The following is a 15,079-nucleotide window of genomic DNA, read 5'->3' on the forward strand; positions in this document are numbered from 1 at the left end:
AACGGCGGTTTTGTTCGCGGTGCCCTTTCCGGTCGGGCACCGTTTATCATCTGACGATTGATAAAAACGATCGACCTGGACACGGGAGTCCCTACATGTCTTACAGCCGCACCTCGGACCGCTATACGGCGCCCGCCATTTTCTTTCACTGGGCGATGTTTCTGCTGATCGCGCTGGCTTACCTGGCGATCGAGATTCGCGGGCCCAAGGGCAGCGACAGTCGCGCGTTCTGGAGCAGCGTGCATTTCTGGTGCGGCACGCTGGTGCTGGGGCTAGCCTGTTTGCGTCTGCTCTGGCGATTGTGGGCCGGGGCGCCCGCCGAAGTCGACAGCAACCGGCTGCTCGCCTTTCTGGCGCGGGCCGCGCATCTCGCCTTGTATATTTTCATCTTCGTCCAACCGTTGCTCGGCATCCTGATGATTAACACCGGCGGACATCCGGTCACGCTGGCGTGGGTCAACATCGATTACACGCTGGTCGGCGCCGATCCCGTCGCGCGGCCGTTGCTCAAGACGGCGCATGAGTGGCTCGGCAATGCGTTCTACTGGGTGATCGGTTTGCACGCGTTGGCCGCGATCGCGCATCACGTGGTGTTCAAGGATCGGACGCTGCGACGGATGATTTGAGCGCGCTCGCGCTCAAGTTCGGACGCCGGCGGCACGGCTGGCCGCGGACGGTTTGAATGATCGATGCCGCGCGTGGGTTTCCTGGGCTTCTGCTTCTTGCGCGGCTTTCCTGCTTGCGGCGTTGACCGACCGGACGTCGGAAACGCCCTCAGTCAATTACGCCAGTTGGCTTCGTAGAAGCGCACATAGCCGCTTCTCAGCACGAGACATTGCGCTCTCGTTTCCGATATCAGGCGTCGCGTGGCCGCTTCGATCCTGGCGCGGTGCGTATCGAATGCGCCGACCATGTCCTCCAGACGCGGCGATGCGGCGCCGTAGTGGTCTTCCAGTGCCTCCGCCGTGATCATGCATTCCACCCTCTGCCCATCGACCATCGCCGGGAACGCCAAGGTGAGCTCGCGACCTGAATATTCAGGAGTTTCATTCGGGAATAGGATCTGCATGGGTGTTCACCTGGAAGGTAGGTGCTGCGCATGGTGAAGCCTGTTAGTGCGCACGCCGGTTGCGTCTGATCGCGTCGCTAGCGCCAACCTCCTTGTCCAATGCTGACGACGCGGGCTTGTCACCTGATTGCAGCGGCGGAATAGTTCGCGGCCCGCGGAGGTGATTTGATTCACTTTAGACGAGTTCGGGCGCGGCGCAAGTTTTCCTTTCCGTTTGCCTGATTTTGGTGCTGCGCGCGGTTTTTTGAGGCATAGCGCGCCGCGCGTCTCCGTTTTTTCCCTTCCGTGCGTGGCGCGATTCGTCCTGTAATATCAGTGTTCGACCGCAAGCGCAGTATGTTGCGCTGCGGCATCGAGCGGAGGGCAACGTACCCGCCGTGTCCGTTCCACCGGAGACAAGCCTTGACCCAACGGTCCGCCACGCCGCCCACTTTCGGTCGGCCCGATGTCATCGCGCAAGCTCACGCCCGCTCGCTCGAAATCGGCTTGCGCGCGTCGGAAACGCCGGACTTTCATCCGCTTCCGCGGCCGGCGCTGCGTGAGCTCGTCGATCGCAATCAATCGCTTTTTACGCATGCGCGTCCCGTCATGGAGACGCTGCATGCGCAGATCGTCGATACGCAAAGCATGGTGCTGCTCACCGACAATCACGGCGTGATCCTGCACAGTCTCGGCGACAGCGACTTCGTCGAAAAGGCCAATCGCGTCGCGCTGTGTCCGGGCGTGTCGTGGGCCGAAGCGGATCGCGGCACCAACGCGATCGGCACCGCGCTCGTCGATGGCCAGCCGACCGTCGTGCACGCGGGCGAACACTTCCTGCACGCCAACCGGATCCTCACCTGCTCATGCGCGCCGATCGCCGATCCGTTCGGGCGCACCATCGGCGCACTCGACGTGAGCGGCGACACGCGCGGCTTTCACAAGCACACGCTCGCGCTCGTCAGGATGTCGGCGCAGATGATCGAGAATCATCTGTTCTCCAATCAATTCGTCGACGCGATTCGCGTGCACTTTCACGCGCGCGCGGAATTCATCGGCACGCTGTTCGAAGGGCTCGCGGCGTTCGCGCCGGACGGCACGTTTCTGTCGGCCAATCGCAGCGCGCTGTTTCAATTTGGGCAGCCGCTCGCGGAGCTGCAACGACAACCCTTCGATGCGTTGTTCGGCGTGGCCTTCGCGAGGCTGCTGCAGCAGATTGCGCGCGCGCCCGGCGAGAGCATTCTGCTGACGCTGCCGAGCGGCGTGCGCGTGGTGGCGCGCGGCGAATATACGCCGCCGCGTTATGTCGGGCCGACGGAAAGCCTGGCCGGTACGGTGCGCGCGCCATTGTCCGGCGACGCGCGTCATGTGTCGCGCTGCATCGATCCCACGCCGCTAGCCACACTTGAAACGCTCGACACCGGCGACGCGCAAGTCGCCGCGATTCTGCGGCGCGTCGCCAAACTGCGTGGCCGCGATATTCCGATTCTCGTGCTCGGCAAGACCGGCACCGGCAAGGAGTGGCTGGCGCGTGCCATCCACCACGACTCGCCGCGCCGGGCCGCGCCCTTTATCGCGCTGAATTGCGCGTCGTTGCCGGATACGCTGATTGAAGCGGAGTTGTTCGGCTACGAAGACGGCGCGTTCACCGGCGCCAAGAAACGCGGCAGCGTCGGCAAGATCGTGCAGGCTGACGGCGGCACGCTGTTCCTCGACGAAATCGGCGACATGCCGCTCGCCCAGCAAATGCGCCTGATGCGCGTGCTGCAGGAGCGCAACGTCGTGCCGCTTGGCGGAACCCGGGCGATTCCGGTGGATTTGCGCATCGTCTGCGCGACCCACCGCAACCTGCGCGAGATGATCGAAGCCGGTACGTTCCGCGAAGATCTGTATTACCGGATCAATGGGCTTGTCGTGACCTTGCCGGCGCTGCGCGAGCGCACCGATCTTCGCGCGCTGGTCACGCGCATGCTGGAATTGCAACCGGATGGCGAACGCCTGCCGCGGCGCGTGTCCGCCGAAGTGCTCGAACGATTCGCGCAATGCCGCTGGCCGGGCAATCTGCGGCAACTGGCCAACGTGTTGCGCACCGCGAGCATCATGGCCGAAGGCGTGGAGCAGATCGAACTCGACGATTTGCCCGAGGACTTCTTGCAGGATTGCGTCGACGCCGCGGCTGAGCCATCCGTGCGGCCGCCGGCGGCGCGTGCGGGTTCAGAGTCCTGCGATGAGGTCCGCGCTGCGGCGCAAACGCAAGGGCAACCGGCGTCCAGCAAGATGGAGGCATGGCAGGCCACGCTGATTGCGCAAACGCTCGAACGGCTCGACGGCAATGTGTCGGCGGCGGCGCGCGAGCTGGGATTGGCGCGCAATACGGTGTACCGCTATTTGCGACGCAACGGCACGACCCATTGAAGAGGCAACGGAAGCGGCAACGGAAGCGGCAACGGAAGCGGCAACGTGTAAAGTGTGGCGCAACCCGTCACAGGCTCACACGATGTCCGACTCTACCCGCCCGCCTCTCGTTCGTGTCGAGCCGCTCGGCCACAGCTTCGAAGCGCCCGATTCGCTCACGATTCTCGAAGCTGCCGGCTTCGCGAATTTGCGTTTGCCGCGCTCGTGCCGTAATGGGACGTGCCGCACGTGCATCTGCCGTTTGATCAGCGGCACCGTCTCTTACACGATCGAATGGCCCGGACTGAGCCGGGAAGAGAAGGCGGAAGGCCTGATCCTGCCTTGCGTTGCGGTCGCAGAGACCGATCTGGTTATCGATGCGCCAGACGCCTCAGAAGCTTAAGCGTAAAACGCCGATTCCAAAATCATCCAGAATCCCGCGTTCTTCCGCCATCAGCGATGGAGCGTGGGCGACGATCTTTAAGTGGTTTCTGATCGCCCTCGCCCTCCACCCTTTCAGGCAGCAATTTGCGATAATCCGACACCGACCCAAACTCAATATACCGGTACGAAAACCAGGCAATAAGATAGGTAATGCTCAAATACGCAACGTACGTGGAAACCGAATAAGCCGAACTTCGGAAATGAGAAATAATAGGGGCATGCCACAGATAAATGCTGTAGCACATAAGCCCTGACATTTGCAGGGGCCAGATGCTCACCACACGCACGATCGGTTTGCAGCCGACGACCAGCGCATTGACCGTCAACAGCAAGCCGGCGTCGAACGGCATGCTGAAGAGCGCTGCAAGTGGTTCCGCGAACGTTCCGCGATACCACAGTGACCACAGCACAGACGACAATGCGAGAAGAGCGACTCCGCCCACGAGTTGAACCGCCGGTCGCCAAAGCATCAGGCGACGCGAGAACAACCATGCACCCAACATGCCGAGAACAAATTCATCAAGCCGGCCAAACAACGAATCCGAAACGAAATTCAGAACTCGTCGCGGATTAGTCGGGACGATGAGCTGACCTGCAAAACGAACACTCAGCGCCGTGATAATCACGATTACCAGTACTTTTCGCCAGCCGAACCGGTCGATCGCGATGACCACGGCTGGAAACAACAGCGAAAACCATAGTTCAACTCCAAGCGACCAAAGCGCCCAGTTGATTGAAGGGAAAAACGTCTCCCTGCTAAATACAAATGTCGCAAATGCGTACTGAACGAGCGCCCGGTATAGCGACGAATCGTTGAGCTGATATTGTGTCGTAAATAGCAACAGGATCAATGCTGAGGTGTAATACACCGGCAACAACCGGCGCGCTCGATGACCGTAGAAGCCGGTCAGCGATTGAAGTCCCGCAAACGAGCGCTGCCCGGTTGCGTACGGAAGGTACAGAACGAAACCTGACAGAAAGAAAAAAAGGTTCACCCCTAGCCAGCCACTGGATCCGAGCACGGTCAAAGGGGTGAGGGTGACGGATCCAGCCGCGTTGAAAAATGCCGAAAACGAGTGGTGAAATACCACTGCAATGATCGCCATTCCGCGCAGCCCGTTTAGAACGGGAATTCGTCTCATTTGCTTGCCGAGGGTAGGCAAACATCTTAACAGTAGTTTCCTGGCGCGTACTAAACGTAAGATTCCGGGGGAAACGGCAACATTCTGAAATTCTTCCGTGCGGGTACAGCCCATACTGCGTTGCCGCTAGCGCGTGCCCTTCCGTGGCTGGGTTCGATCACCGTCAGCGCTCGCATAGGATCGAAGCACCCGCCGCGGTCGCATTGCCGCCGCTCAGGTGACGCACGGCGCCCACGCTGCTCAGCGCCAGCCTTAACGCCCGTTACCCATCGCCCGGGCGATTTTCTTGTCGGTGTTGTACTGGCTTAGCGCATACACCGACCAGATCGCGGCCGGAATCCAGCCGATCAGCGTGATCTGCAGAATCAGACAGATGATGCCCGCGACCGGACGGCCAATCGTGAAGAACTGAAACCACGGCAGAATGATGGCAAGCAGTAGACGCATGCAGATTTCCCGTTGTTGATAATGGCTAGTTGATCGGTGCGAAGCGCGGCACCTCGGCGCCGTCGACCTCGACGAGTTCGAAAAATATCGAAGCCGGACGCGTCCAGATCGTACCATTGCTCGCTTTGTAGACGATCATCGTGACCGTGGGGTCGGACTCGAGCGTGGCCTCGCAAATCAGTTCGTAAATCCCGCCTTTGTAGTGCCGGTAACGCACCATTCTCATCCTCCCTGAATTGACCAATCTCGGCGGTTAAGCAACGGTCGAACCGTCAGCCGCCCTCTTTCATCTGCTTGAGAATCTTGTAGACGGTGGCGCGTCCCATCGTCAGCACGGCGGCCACGTAGTTCGCGGAACTGCGGCCGCGAAACGCGCCTTGTGCGTGCAGTGCCTCGACGATTTCCCGCTTGTGTTCGCGCGTGAGCGCATTGATGCCGATCTGCCGTTCGCGCAGCCACGTGTGCAGGTACGTGTTGATGCGGTCTTGCCAGTCGTCGCGGAACAGTTCTTCCGCGGGCGCGTCCGTCAGATTGCCGCCTTTGATGAACAGGTCGAGCGTGGAACGCACATCTTCGAACACCGCGATATTGAAGTTGATGCACAGCATGCCGGCCGGCTTGCCGTCGTCGTCGAACAGGATGTTGCTCACGCAACGCATGCGCCGGCCGTCCCAGTTGAGCTTTTCGTACGGGCCGATGGTCTGGCCGCGCGCCGCGTAATGGACTTCGTCCAGCACCGACGGGCCGCCGACTTCGAGCTTCGACAGGTTGTTCACGAGGTACGCGATGGTCTGATCGCGCAGATCGTGAATCACCACTTCGGCGCACGGATAGAAAAGCGCCGCGATGCCGTCGGCGATGGGAGCGTAGCGCTCGAGCAGCAGGTCTTTCACAGGAGACACGTTTGGGTTGCGCATGGGCAGTCGCAATGTTCGAAGGATGCGGCAACTCGCCATTGTAGCCACCCGGCCCGGCCACGGCGACCGCGGCGCCGGCCACGCCGTCAAAAAAGCGAACGCTGACGCCCCTCGTCACGCGGCGATTTTTGTCCGCTTGGCGAGCGATTTTTTTTCGTGCGATAAAAGACCCATCTATTTCACGGAGCAACAGATGGCCACGCTTGAAGCGTTTCGCGCCGTGCTCGATGACGACGGCACGCCGGAAATCATCCGCAATCACATCATTGATTCGTTGCAGTACACGCTGCGCAATCACGGACAGATCTTCACGTCGAAGGAAGTCGAATGGCTGGCCGGCTGGGATGACGCCCGCATTCCGCTGGCGGCGTCGCGCGAGTTGCAGAAGCGCGTCGCCGAAACTTCCCGCTGAAGCACGAGTCTGTTGATCGTCCAGCGCCCCGCGCCGTCACGGCGCAACCCCTCACCCGGCGTGCCGCTCATGCCCCGGCACGCCGTTCGCGACGAGCGCGTCGCTCGCAAAACCCCGCCGGCCGGGCGGTTTGTCCCTGCGTGGAACTTTTTGCTATCCAATTAGCCCCATTTAGTGCATCATATTGGAATAGCTGTATCCCGCATTTGCCGCATTCGCGTTACCAGGCAACAACCGGCTTGATCAGGCAACACCGGGCGGTCTAAAACCGGCGTCTGCGCACCACCCCCGACTGTTCGACCGCCGCCTGTCGGCGATCCCGTCACTCCGGCAATGCGCCGCATGCATTCGCCGTCGCGAGTTGTGCAGCTGAGTGTTCAGCTTTACGCGCCTGATGTCCGCGCGACATCAGCGTGTTTCTTCTCCATCGAATCCGCGATTTTTGCGCGGCTGCGCTCAAGCCCTTGCCATCGGGCCTGTGCCAATCTTTTTCCATGGCGGCGCGCCCCAAAGGTGCTGCGCTGCCCGGCCTGTCGTGCCGCGCGTAACACGCGTGACACGCCGGCCACGTATTACAGGACACGTGCTTCATGAATTCAGTTGTCAAGACGTACAAGGGTTATGAAATTCACCCGCTCGTCTATCCGCGCCGCCCGGCGGACGGTCAGACGAGCCGCAATCCGGACGCCGGCTACGACGCGTCGGTGCGCATTTGCCGAGTGGGCGCCAATCCGGCCGCCGACGGGCGTGTGTTCCGTCTGCAGTACCTGTTTCCGTTCGACGGCACGGGCAAGGCGCGCATTGCGTGCATGGCCCACGCCGAGCAATTGATCGACGGCCGTGTAGACGGCCAGTCCGTCGCCGATCTTTGAGCGGTACTATCAGCGCATAGGCTGATGCCGCAGGACAGCGGGCTCGAAAAGCCCGCTTTTGCCCCCATCTGATGTTGTGCTGCCCGGCGTGGGCGACCAACACCCCTTATCCCATCGACCAGGAGTTATGCATGGCGAAAGAAGAACTGCTTGAACTTGACGGTATCGTCGACGAAGTACTTCCGGACAGCCGTTACCGCGTGACGCTCGACAACGGCGTCGTGGTTGGCGCTTACGCGTCCGGACGCATGCGCAAGAACCACATCCGTATTCTCGCGGGCGACCGCGTGACGCTGGAACTGTCGGTCTACGATCTGACCAAAGGCCGGATCAATTTCCGTCACAAAGACGAGCGCGCCACCGGTGGCGGCGGTGCTCGCAACACGCAATTCCGTCGCCGTTAAGGCTGGCGGCACGCTGACCGCGCCCCGCCCGGTCCTGGCGTGATCCATTGCGATTAAGTTGTACGCGAAGCCATTCGCGCGCCTTCTCCGGCTCGACTCGCTGATCCATTGACTCGAGCCTGAGCGGCGCGCTGCGGCATCGCCTCGCTGCAGCCTGGTTTTCTTCAGCGCCTGGCGCTTTCTGTTGCCAGCGGGCGTTTCACCGCCTTCCTCGCTTCCTCCATACCCGCGCTTAAAGCCCGAACACCGTCCCGAGATCCTCTCCGGCGGCGCTCTTGCGCACCTGCTCGACTACTCGCTCCTCCAGTTCCGCCAGATGCTCGCGCATAGCCGCCAGTGCAACGTCGAGGTCACCGGCGTCGAGTGCGTCGATGATTTGCGTGTGTTCGTCCGCGGAGCAGGTTGAACCCTTCGAGGGGTCGAACAGCGCCTTATACAGCTCCGTCCTGGCGACCAGTTGCCCGACCAGCCCGAGCAACTCCGTGCCGCCCGCCAACTCCGTCAGCAGCACGTGGAACTGGCCGGCAAGACGCACGGACTCTTCGACGGCGCCCGCGCTCAAGGCCTTCTCCTCGCTGCGCACGTGCGCGCGCAAGCGCCGCTTGTGCGCAGCGCTCAACGCCCCGCACAAAGCCGCGACGATGCCCGCCTCGACGATCTGCCGCGCGCGATACACCTTGCGAATGTCCTCTTCCGACGGCGACGGCACGAACGCACCGCGATTCGCCTCCAGCACGAGCTTGCCCTCGAAGCCCAGCCGCGCCAGCACCTTGCGCAGCGCGCCGCGCGTGCAGCCGAACGCGGCGGCGAGATCGCGTTCGACGAGTTGCGCGCCCGGCCGCAGGCGCCCCTGCAACAGCGCGGCAGTGATAGCCGCATAAATACGCTCTTCGACGCTGATCGAATCGTCGTCGCGTACAGACTGAATGGGCGTTTCGGTGTCGGCAGACGACGAACGCCGGGGACGTGGAGCCATGAATGATCTAATCGGGAATGGAGCGATATCGGCAGGCATTCTAGCGCGGCGGACAGCCTGCGCCATCGTCTACGGTGCGGGGAAGCAGATGCCCGTGTGGTGCTCGCGTTGAATCTTCGCCGCGCGCGGACGATCGATGGACATCGCGAGCGCAGTCCGTTGAAGATAAAGCACTCGCGCTCAGCGCCTTGCATTTTCAATGGGAACGCCGAAGCGAAGCGCCGCGCGATGCTGCTGCGGCGGCACTTCGTGGTTTCGTTGAAGAGACGGAGGCTTCCGGCTTCGCAGCGGACTTTCTATCGGGGCGTCGACCGCACCGACGTGAAGGCCTCGAACCCGGTCGCCGGTCGCGCTTTTATTGTCCCGTGTTGAGCACAACCCTGAACCGCGCAGCGCCGCTCATCATCCGGTCGTAGGCATCGGCAGCTTTCGTTAGCGGGAATTCTTCGATCATCGGTTTGACGCCCGATAGCGCGCTGAAGGCGAGCGTGTCCTGAGAATCCGCCGACGTGCCCGACGGCCAGCCTTGCACCGAATTTCGCCCCATGATGAACTGCGCGATCGGCACCTCGACGGGCTCTTCGGACAGTCCAACCATGATCAGCTTGCCGTTCAATCCCAAGCCGCCCAGGACGGCGCTCATCGCTTTGCCGCTGGTAACGGTTGCCAGAATCACGCGAGCGCCGCCCAAAGCCTGCAATGCTTCTGCGACGTTCACCGCCGTGCTGTCGATGTAGTGATGGGCGCCAAGCTCTTTCGCCAGACTGGCCTTGTCCTGCCCGCGCGCGATGGCAACCGTGACAAATCCCATCTTTCGCGCGAACTGCACGCCGAGATGGCCGAGTCCGCCAATGCCCAGCACGGCAACCACATCCCCGGCACGCGCGCCGCTGTTGCGCAGCGCGTTGAATGTCGTGATGCCTGCGCACAGAAGCGGGGCGGCATCGACATCGGAAAGATCGTCCGGAATGCGCGCCAGTGCTTCGACCGGGGCCACCATGTACTCGGCATAGCCACCGTCGTAGCTGATGCCAGGCACGAGTGCGCGCTGACACAGAACAAAATCGCCTCGACGACAATGCTCGCACCGTCCGCAATGTCCGCCGTGCCAGCCGACACCGACGCGCTGCCCCGCCTGCCATCCCTCGACGCCCGCGCCGACCGTATCGATGACGCCCGCAATCTCGTGCCCGGGCACCCTCGGATATTCCAGGCCCGGCCACTGCCCTTCTTTTGTCAACACGTCACTATGGCAGATACCGCACGCCTGGATCTTGATGAGCACCTGTCCAGCACCGGGTTCCGGCACGTCCCGTTCGACGAGTTCCAGGGGTCCGCCAGCCTTGGCCACCTGCACTGCCTTCATCGTCCGCATCGCTTTCCTCCTTGTGAAAGAGACGAACGCGAGTCGACCGAACCCGGTTCGCAGATTTTGCCGCCGACGTCACCCTCCGGTCGAGCGCTCAGCTTACGCCATATTTACGGCCGCGCGACCCGCCCTCGCCAATCTGGCCATGAGCGTTTGACTCTGTTTCGAAGGGGTCTTGCAAGCGGGATCATGGTGGCGAATGGCGCATGAGGCAGGGGGCACCGGGCATGGCCGCCGTTGGAGAAAGCCGGTTTCCAGGTCTGCGAACCGCATCGGGTTCCAGCCTGTGGCCGTGGGAACGAGCATTCAAGCGGATCACCAAGGGGGCGGATGCATTGAAGCGATGAGCTCAGCCCCCGGCCCTCTTCGCGCTGTGGCCATACTTTTTTAGCGCCTCGATGACTCGCTCGCAATGGTCACCCTGCACTTCGATCACGCCGTCCTTGACCGTTCCGCCAGAACCGCAGACCGTGCGTAACTGCTTGCCTAGCAAGGTCAAGGCAAGAGGATCGAGCGCCAGCCCTTTAACCAGCGTCACGCTCTTCCCGCCCCGGCCCTTGGTCTCGCGAGTCACTCGCACCACGCCATCACCCACCGCTCGTGTTCTGGCCAGCGTCTTGCAGACACATTGCGCGAGCACCTGGCCGCATTCGGGACACATCCGCCCGCCATCGGTGGAATAAACAAGGCCGCCTTTTGAACTACTCTTCATGATTGGCTTACTCAAAGACACTTAAGTCGGGAATCACGACGAGTTTAGCAGGGGCGCCTTGCAGCTCTTACCCAAGTCCGGTCCCATGCCGAACTTTCGACGCCGGCGCATAGGGCACTAAACGCGCCTTCGGGCCCCGCTCTTCGCGCATGCAATAGAGCCCAGTCGGTGCGTGGGTCGCCAATGCAGTAGAAATAGCCGCGAATCCGGTGACAGCCGTCCTTGCCGCCCGCTTTAAATGATGAGCGCGCCCGGCTCGGCTCACCGGGCCACGGGCATCGCGAATTCCGCACCTTTGGCGATGCTGTCGGGCCAACGCTGCATGACGCTCTTGTAGTGCGTGTAAAAGCGCACGGCTTCCTCGCCGTACGCGTGATGATCGCCGAACAGCGATCGCTTCCAGCCCCCGAACGAATGCCACGCCGGCGGCACCGGACTCGGCACGTTGATGCCCACCATGCCGATGTGAATCTGCCGGGAGAATGCGCGCGCCGCGCCGCCGTCGGATGTAAAAAGCGATACGCAGTTCCCCAGTTCGTGCGCGTTGACGAGTGCTATCGCATTCGCGAGATCAGGCACGCGGACAACCGACAGCACCGGCCCGAAAATCTCTTCCCGATAGATGCTCATATCAGCCTTTACGTCGTCAAAGAGCGAGCCGCCGAGAAAGAAACCCTCTTCGTGGCCGGGCACGCTATGGCCGCGGCCATCGACGACGAGCCTGGCACCTGCCGCGACGCCGGCGTCGATATAGCCCAGCACCTTGGCGCGATGCGCGGCGCTGATGAGCGGCCCCATGTCCAGATCGGGCTCCATGCCGCCGCCAATCCTGAGCGAGCGCACGCGCGGCGCGAGACGCTCGATCAGCTCATCGCCGATACGCCCTACCGCCACCGCGACCGAGGTCGCCATGCAGCGCTCGCCGGCCGAGCCATATGACGAGGCGATCAGCGCATCGACCGCTTGATCGAGATCGGCGTCGGGCATGACGACCAGATGGTTTTTCGCACTACCCAACGCCTGCACGCGCTTACCGCGCTTTGCGCTTTCGCTGTAGATGTATTCCGCGACCGGCGTCGAGCCGACGACCGATATCGCGGCCACGTCGGGGTGCTCGATCAGCGCATCGACGACGGCCTTGTCGCCATGCACGACATTGAACACGCCTTTGGGAAAGCCCGCCTCGATGAACAGCTCGGCAAGCCGGATCGATGCCGACGGCGTGCGCTCCGAGGGCTTGAGCACGAACGTGTTGCCGCACGCTGCTGCCATCACGAACATCCAGCACGGCACCACCATCGGGAAATTGAATGGCGTGACGCCTGCCGCCACGCCGAGCGGCTGACGTAGATTCCAGTTGTCGATGCCGCCGCTGATCTGATCGGTGAAATCGGTCTTGAGCAGGTTCGGAATCCCACATGCGAATTCGACGATTTCGATACCGCGCACGACTTCACCCTTCGCGTCCGAAAACAGCTTGCCGTGGTCGCGCGTAATGAGCTCGGCGAGTTCGTCCGAATGCGCCTCGAGCAGTTCCTTGAACTTGAACATCAAACGCGCGCGCTTGAGCGGCGAGGTTTCGCTCCAGGCCGGGAACGCGGCTTTCGCAGCGGCGACGGCGGCGTCGACTTCGGCTGCGCTTGCGACCGGCACGCGGGCCGCCACCCGGCCTTGCGCCGGATCGAATACCTCGCCAAACCGCCCGCTCGCGCCAGCGGCGCGTCGGCCGTCGATGAAATGACTCAGCTCGCGCACTGCGCCCTGATTTGCTTCGCTCATGTGTACTCCTATGGCGGAATGCGAGCGCTGCCAGCGCCACGCCTCCCGATGTCTTCGAACATCGGTTGTCCGGCTTCAATGCCGATCGGGCCGACGGCTCCAATAGAGGGCAATGTAGGCGCATTGATTCGGATTTCGAACACCCGCACCCGACAAACAGTCTTGCGCAGCAGGAACAAATCGGAATTTAGCGGGAAGGCTGGGCAGGCCGGAGTGAACGGTGACGTTCTGTGCAGCGTAGCCGCGGGACTCGCTGAATGGTGGGCTCAGACCCAACAGCTGAAGAGGCTATGTCGGACTACGACCGACCGCTCAAGGGGACCAGGAAGCGAGCATCGCATCCTCGCGAGGACGCTTCTGGTTTTGCGTTACTGGCACATTCGTTGCAACTGAATGAGCGTGAACCCGAACTGTTCACAAGTCGCCAACAGGCGATTCCTCACGAACGATGTGCAACAGCATGGAGAAACGTCATGAACACCCTTACCGTTAAAGACATCAACGATTGTGTGCCGATGGACAGCGAGGCAATGGCCAAAGTGTCCGGGGGCGCTGGACGCAAGACCGTTAATGAGGCCATTGCCGACACGATCCGTTTGTTGAACGGGATTCGTGACGGCTCAACCACCGTTGGGGATCACGGTGGAATCACCGTGGAACACGGACCAGACTGATTACGCTCGCCCCTGCGCGTCGCAGCTCGTCTGGCCGACGCGCACACGTTGCCCTACACGGCCCCCCCGCTATTTGTTCCCGTCTCTCATGAAGCCCAAGAGCTGGTCATGCTTGAGCGCCAATTGACGGCACCGAGTTGAGCGCTCGCCGGCCTGCATCACGTCGCGTCTTCGAGAAAGTCCGTAATGGCGTCACGTCCCGGGGTGAGGCCCTTCAATTGAAGAACGGCACCCGCATTGCCCCGGTGATAAGTGCCATGCAGGCACACATGCAGAATGATTTCGCCTCGCCGCATGCGGGCGGGCTTTCCGCTAGTGAAGACGAAATCGACGGGCTGCTCGAAGTCGCTCTCCGTCAAACTGTCCACGTACTCCGCATACCAGTCGTCGACCTTTCGCGCACTGCTCGCCAGCGCCTGGAGTTCCGGCATGCTCTCCGATCGCGGCGCCTGAAACGTGTGCGACAGTCCCTGCAGATGATGCTGAAAGATTCTGTCGACCACATGGATATGATCGAGGATGCGGAGCATGATCGAGGATTCCTCACTGCTCAGCCGGTCGAAATTCTGGCTGACAGCATCGTAGAGGCCGCGATCGGCCCACTGTTTGACGGCAACAAGTTTTGAGTACGGCTGATAGATCATAAGACGTCTCCTTTCAGCGTCGAGGGTTACGATTCGCGTTCGATCCGGCGTGGCTTGTGCGTTGCTATTCGATTCGCGAGATGCATAATACGAGCGAAAACCCGTACTTACCTACTCGCATTTGGAGCGCGAGAAATGGCGCGAAAACCGCTCACGAAACCCCGGAAACACGCGTCTCAAGGCAGATCGCGCGTGACCGTCGATGCTTTGATCGAAGCAACCGCTCGCATTCTGGTCAGGGACGGGTTCGACAAAGCCAGCACCAACCGTATCGCCGAAAGAGCGGGCGTGAGTGTTGGTTCGCTCTACCAATATTTCCCCGGCAAAGAAGCGCTCGTGAGCGCCGTCATGGAGCGCCATAGCCAGGAAGTCATGCAGGTCGTCCGTGGCGCGCTGGCAGCGGCGGCGGCACTGCCGACGGAGCAAGCGGTGCGCACGCTCGTCGCCGCATCGATCGAGGCGCATCGCATCGATCCGGAGCTGCATCGCGTGCTCTCGGAACAGACTTCACGCACAGGGCGGCTTGAAAACACGGCGCTGCTGAACGGGGAAACCTATGCGCTGTTCAGGGCCTTCCTCGAGGCGCACCGCGATGATTTTCGCGCACTCGACCTCGAGCTTGCGGCGTTTGTGTGCGTGACATCCATCGAGGCGCTGACGCACACGGCGGTCGTGCATCAACCTGAAAGTCTCTCGGACGAAGCGTTTGCAGCGCTCATCGACGAGGCCACGCGGCTCATAGTCCGGTATCTGCAGTAGTCGCCGTGATTGGCGGGAGAGCAGCGAGCACTCGCGGAGAGTTTCCCGCGAGTGCGTGTCTCTTTTCCGGCTAACGCATCGCCTTT

General features: G+C 61.7%; 18 protein-coding genes. 8 read left to right on the top strand and 10 right to left on the bottom strand.

Features of this window, described 5'->3' with window-relative positions; all coding sequences use genetic code 11:
- Positions 1-95: 95 nt before the first annotated feature.
- Positions 96-626 (top strand): cytochrome b, encoded by a 531-nt coding sequence (locus PQR32_RS08580; protein WP_408224453.1) that lies wholly within the window; start codon positions 96-98, stop codon positions 624-626.
- Positions 627-778: 152 nt separating this feature from the next.
- Here the strand turns inward: PQR32_RS08580 and PQR32_RS08585 are convergent, their stop codons facing one another.
- Positions 779-1,069, bottom strand: a complete 291-nt coding sequence (locus PQR32_RS08585) for a DUF1488 family protein (RefSeq protein WP_012427513.1) — start codon at positions 1,067-1,069, stop codon at positions 779-781.
- 402 nt (positions 1,070-1,471) lie between these two features.
- Here PQR32_RS08585 and PQR32_RS08590 point away from each other — a divergent pair, with 402 nt between their 5' ends.
- Positions 1,472-3,463, top strand: a complete 1,992-nt coding sequence (locus PQR32_RS08590) for a sigma-54-dependent Fis family transcriptional regulator (protein WP_408224456.1) — start codon at positions 1,472-1,474, stop codon at positions 3,461-3,463.
- An 82-nt stretch (positions 3,464-3,545) separates the two neighbouring features.
- The gene (locus PQR32_RS08595) at positions 3,546-3,845 is read left to right on the top strand and encodes a 2Fe-2S iron-sulfur cluster-binding protein (RefSeq protein WP_408224459.1); all 300 of its coding nucleotides are present in this window, start codon (positions 3,546-3,548) and stop codon (positions 3,843-3,845) included.
- Positions 3,846-3,867: 22 nt separating this feature from the next.
- Here the strand turns inward: PQR32_RS08595 and PQR32_RS08600 are convergent, their stop codons facing one another.
- The 4 genes from PQR32_RS08600 to PQR32_RS08615 all read right to left on the bottom strand — a co-directional run bounded on the left by PQR32_RS08600 (position 3,868) and on the right by PQR32_RS08615 (position 6,392).
- Positions 3,868-5,028, bottom strand: coding sequence for an acyltransferase family protein (locus tag PQR32_RS08600; RefSeq protein WP_408224462.1), 1,161 nt, complete (start codon positions 5,026-5,028; stop codon positions 3,868-3,870).
- A 252-nt stretch (positions 5,029-5,280) separates the two neighbouring features.
- On the bottom strand, positions 5,281-5,475 hold the full coding sequence (locus PQR32_RS08605; protein ID WP_408224465.1) for a YqaE/Pmp3 family membrane protein: 195 nt from the start codon (positions 5,473-5,475) through the stop codon (positions 5,281-5,283).
- Positions 5,476-5,500: 25 nt separating this feature from the next.
- On the bottom strand, positions 5,501-5,695 hold the full coding sequence (locus PQR32_RS08610; RefSeq protein ID WP_408224468.1) for a DUF1653 domain-containing protein: 195 nt from the start codon (positions 5,693-5,695) through the stop codon (positions 5,501-5,503).
- 52 nt (positions 5,696-5,747) lie between these two features.
- Positions 5,748-6,392 carry a helix-turn-helix transcriptional regulator gene (locus PQR32_RS08615; protein WP_095421107.1) on the bottom strand — a complete coding sequence of 215 codons (645 nt, stop codon included), beginning with the start codon at positions 6,390-6,392 and terminating at the stop codon, positions 5,748-5,750.
- Between the two features lie 193 nt (positions 6,393-6,585).
- Between PQR32_RS08615 and PQR32_RS08620 the strand changes: the two genes are divergently transcribed.
- From PQR32_RS08620 to infA, 3 genes are all read left to right on the top strand, one after another.
- Positions 6,586-6,804 carry a hypothetical protein gene (locus PQR32_RS08620; protein ID WP_408224471.1) on the top strand — a complete coding sequence of 73 codons (219 nt, stop codon included), beginning with the start codon at positions 6,586-6,588 and terminating at the stop codon, positions 6,802-6,804.
- Between the two features lie 590 nt (positions 6,805-7,394).
- Positions 7,395-7,676 carry a hypothetical protein gene (locus PQR32_RS08625; protein WP_035557986.1) on the top strand — a complete coding sequence of 94 codons (282 nt, stop codon included), beginning with the start codon at positions 7,395-7,397 and terminating at the stop codon, positions 7,674-7,676.
- A gap of 131 nt (positions 7,677-7,807) precedes the next feature.
- Positions 7,808-8,080: a translation initiation factor IF-1 gene (gene infA, locus PQR32_RS08630; RefSeq protein WP_012427521.1), complete on the top strand. Its 273-nt coding sequence runs from the start codon at positions 7,808-7,810 to the stop codon at positions 8,078-8,080.
- Positions 8,081-8,312: 232 nt separating this feature from the next.
- Here the strand turns inward: infA and PQR32_RS08635 are convergent, their stop codons facing one another.
- From PQR32_RS08635 to PQR32_RS08650, 4 genes are all read right to left on the bottom strand, one after another.
- A complete protein-coding gene (locus PQR32_RS08635) occupies positions 8,313-9,056 on the bottom strand; it encodes a GntR family transcriptional regulator (RefSeq protein WP_408224474.1) in 744 nt (247 codons plus the stop codon).
- Positions 9,057-9,411: 355 nt separating this feature from the next.
- Complete coding sequence (locus PQR32_RS08640; RefSeq protein WP_408224477.1) at positions 9,412-10,431, bottom strand: alcohol dehydrogenase; 1,020 nt, start codon at positions 10,429-10,431, stop codon at positions 9,412-9,414.
- Between the two features lie 343 nt (positions 10,432-10,774).
- Positions 10,775-11,137, bottom strand: a complete 363-nt coding sequence (locus PQR32_RS08645; protein ID WP_408224480.1) for a translation initiation factor Sui1 — start codon at positions 11,135-11,137, stop codon at positions 10,775-10,777.
- A gap of 261 nt (positions 11,138-11,398) precedes the next feature.
- Complete coding sequence (locus PQR32_RS08650; protein WP_408224483.1) at positions 11,399-12,916, bottom strand: CoA-acylating methylmalonate-semialdehyde dehydrogenase; 1,518 nt, start codon at positions 12,914-12,916, stop codon at positions 11,399-11,401.
- A 473-nt stretch (positions 12,917-13,389) separates the two neighbouring features.
- Between PQR32_RS08650 and PQR32_RS08655 the strand changes: the two genes are divergently transcribed.
- The gene (locus PQR32_RS08655; protein ID WP_408224486.1) at positions 13,390-13,590 is read left to right on the top strand and encodes a hypothetical protein; all 201 of its coding nucleotides are present in this window, start codon (positions 13,390-13,392) and stop codon (positions 13,588-13,590) included.
- A 158-nt stretch (positions 13,591-13,748) separates the two neighbouring features.
- Here PQR32_RS08655 and PQR32_RS08660 read toward each other — a convergent pair whose 3' ends face one another.
- A complete protein-coding gene (locus PQR32_RS08660; protein ID WP_408224489.1) occupies positions 13,749-14,234 on the bottom strand; it encodes a DinB family protein in 486 nt (161 codons plus the stop codon).
- 192 nt (positions 14,235-14,426) lie between these two features.
- Here PQR32_RS08660 and PQR32_RS08665 point away from each other — a divergent pair, with 192 nt between their 5' ends.
- Positions 14,427-14,993: a TetR/AcrR family transcriptional regulator gene (locus PQR32_RS08665; protein ID WP_408224492.1), complete on the top strand. Its 567-nt coding sequence runs from the start codon at positions 14,427-14,429 to the stop codon at positions 14,991-14,993.
- The last annotated feature ends 86 nt before the right edge of the window (positions 14,994-15,079 follow it).

Source organism: Paraburkholderia dipogonis (assembly GCF_046027395.1).
GTDB lineage: Bacteria > Pseudomonadota > Gammaproteobacteria > Burkholderiales > Burkholderiaceae > Paraburkholderia > Paraburkholderia dipogonis_A.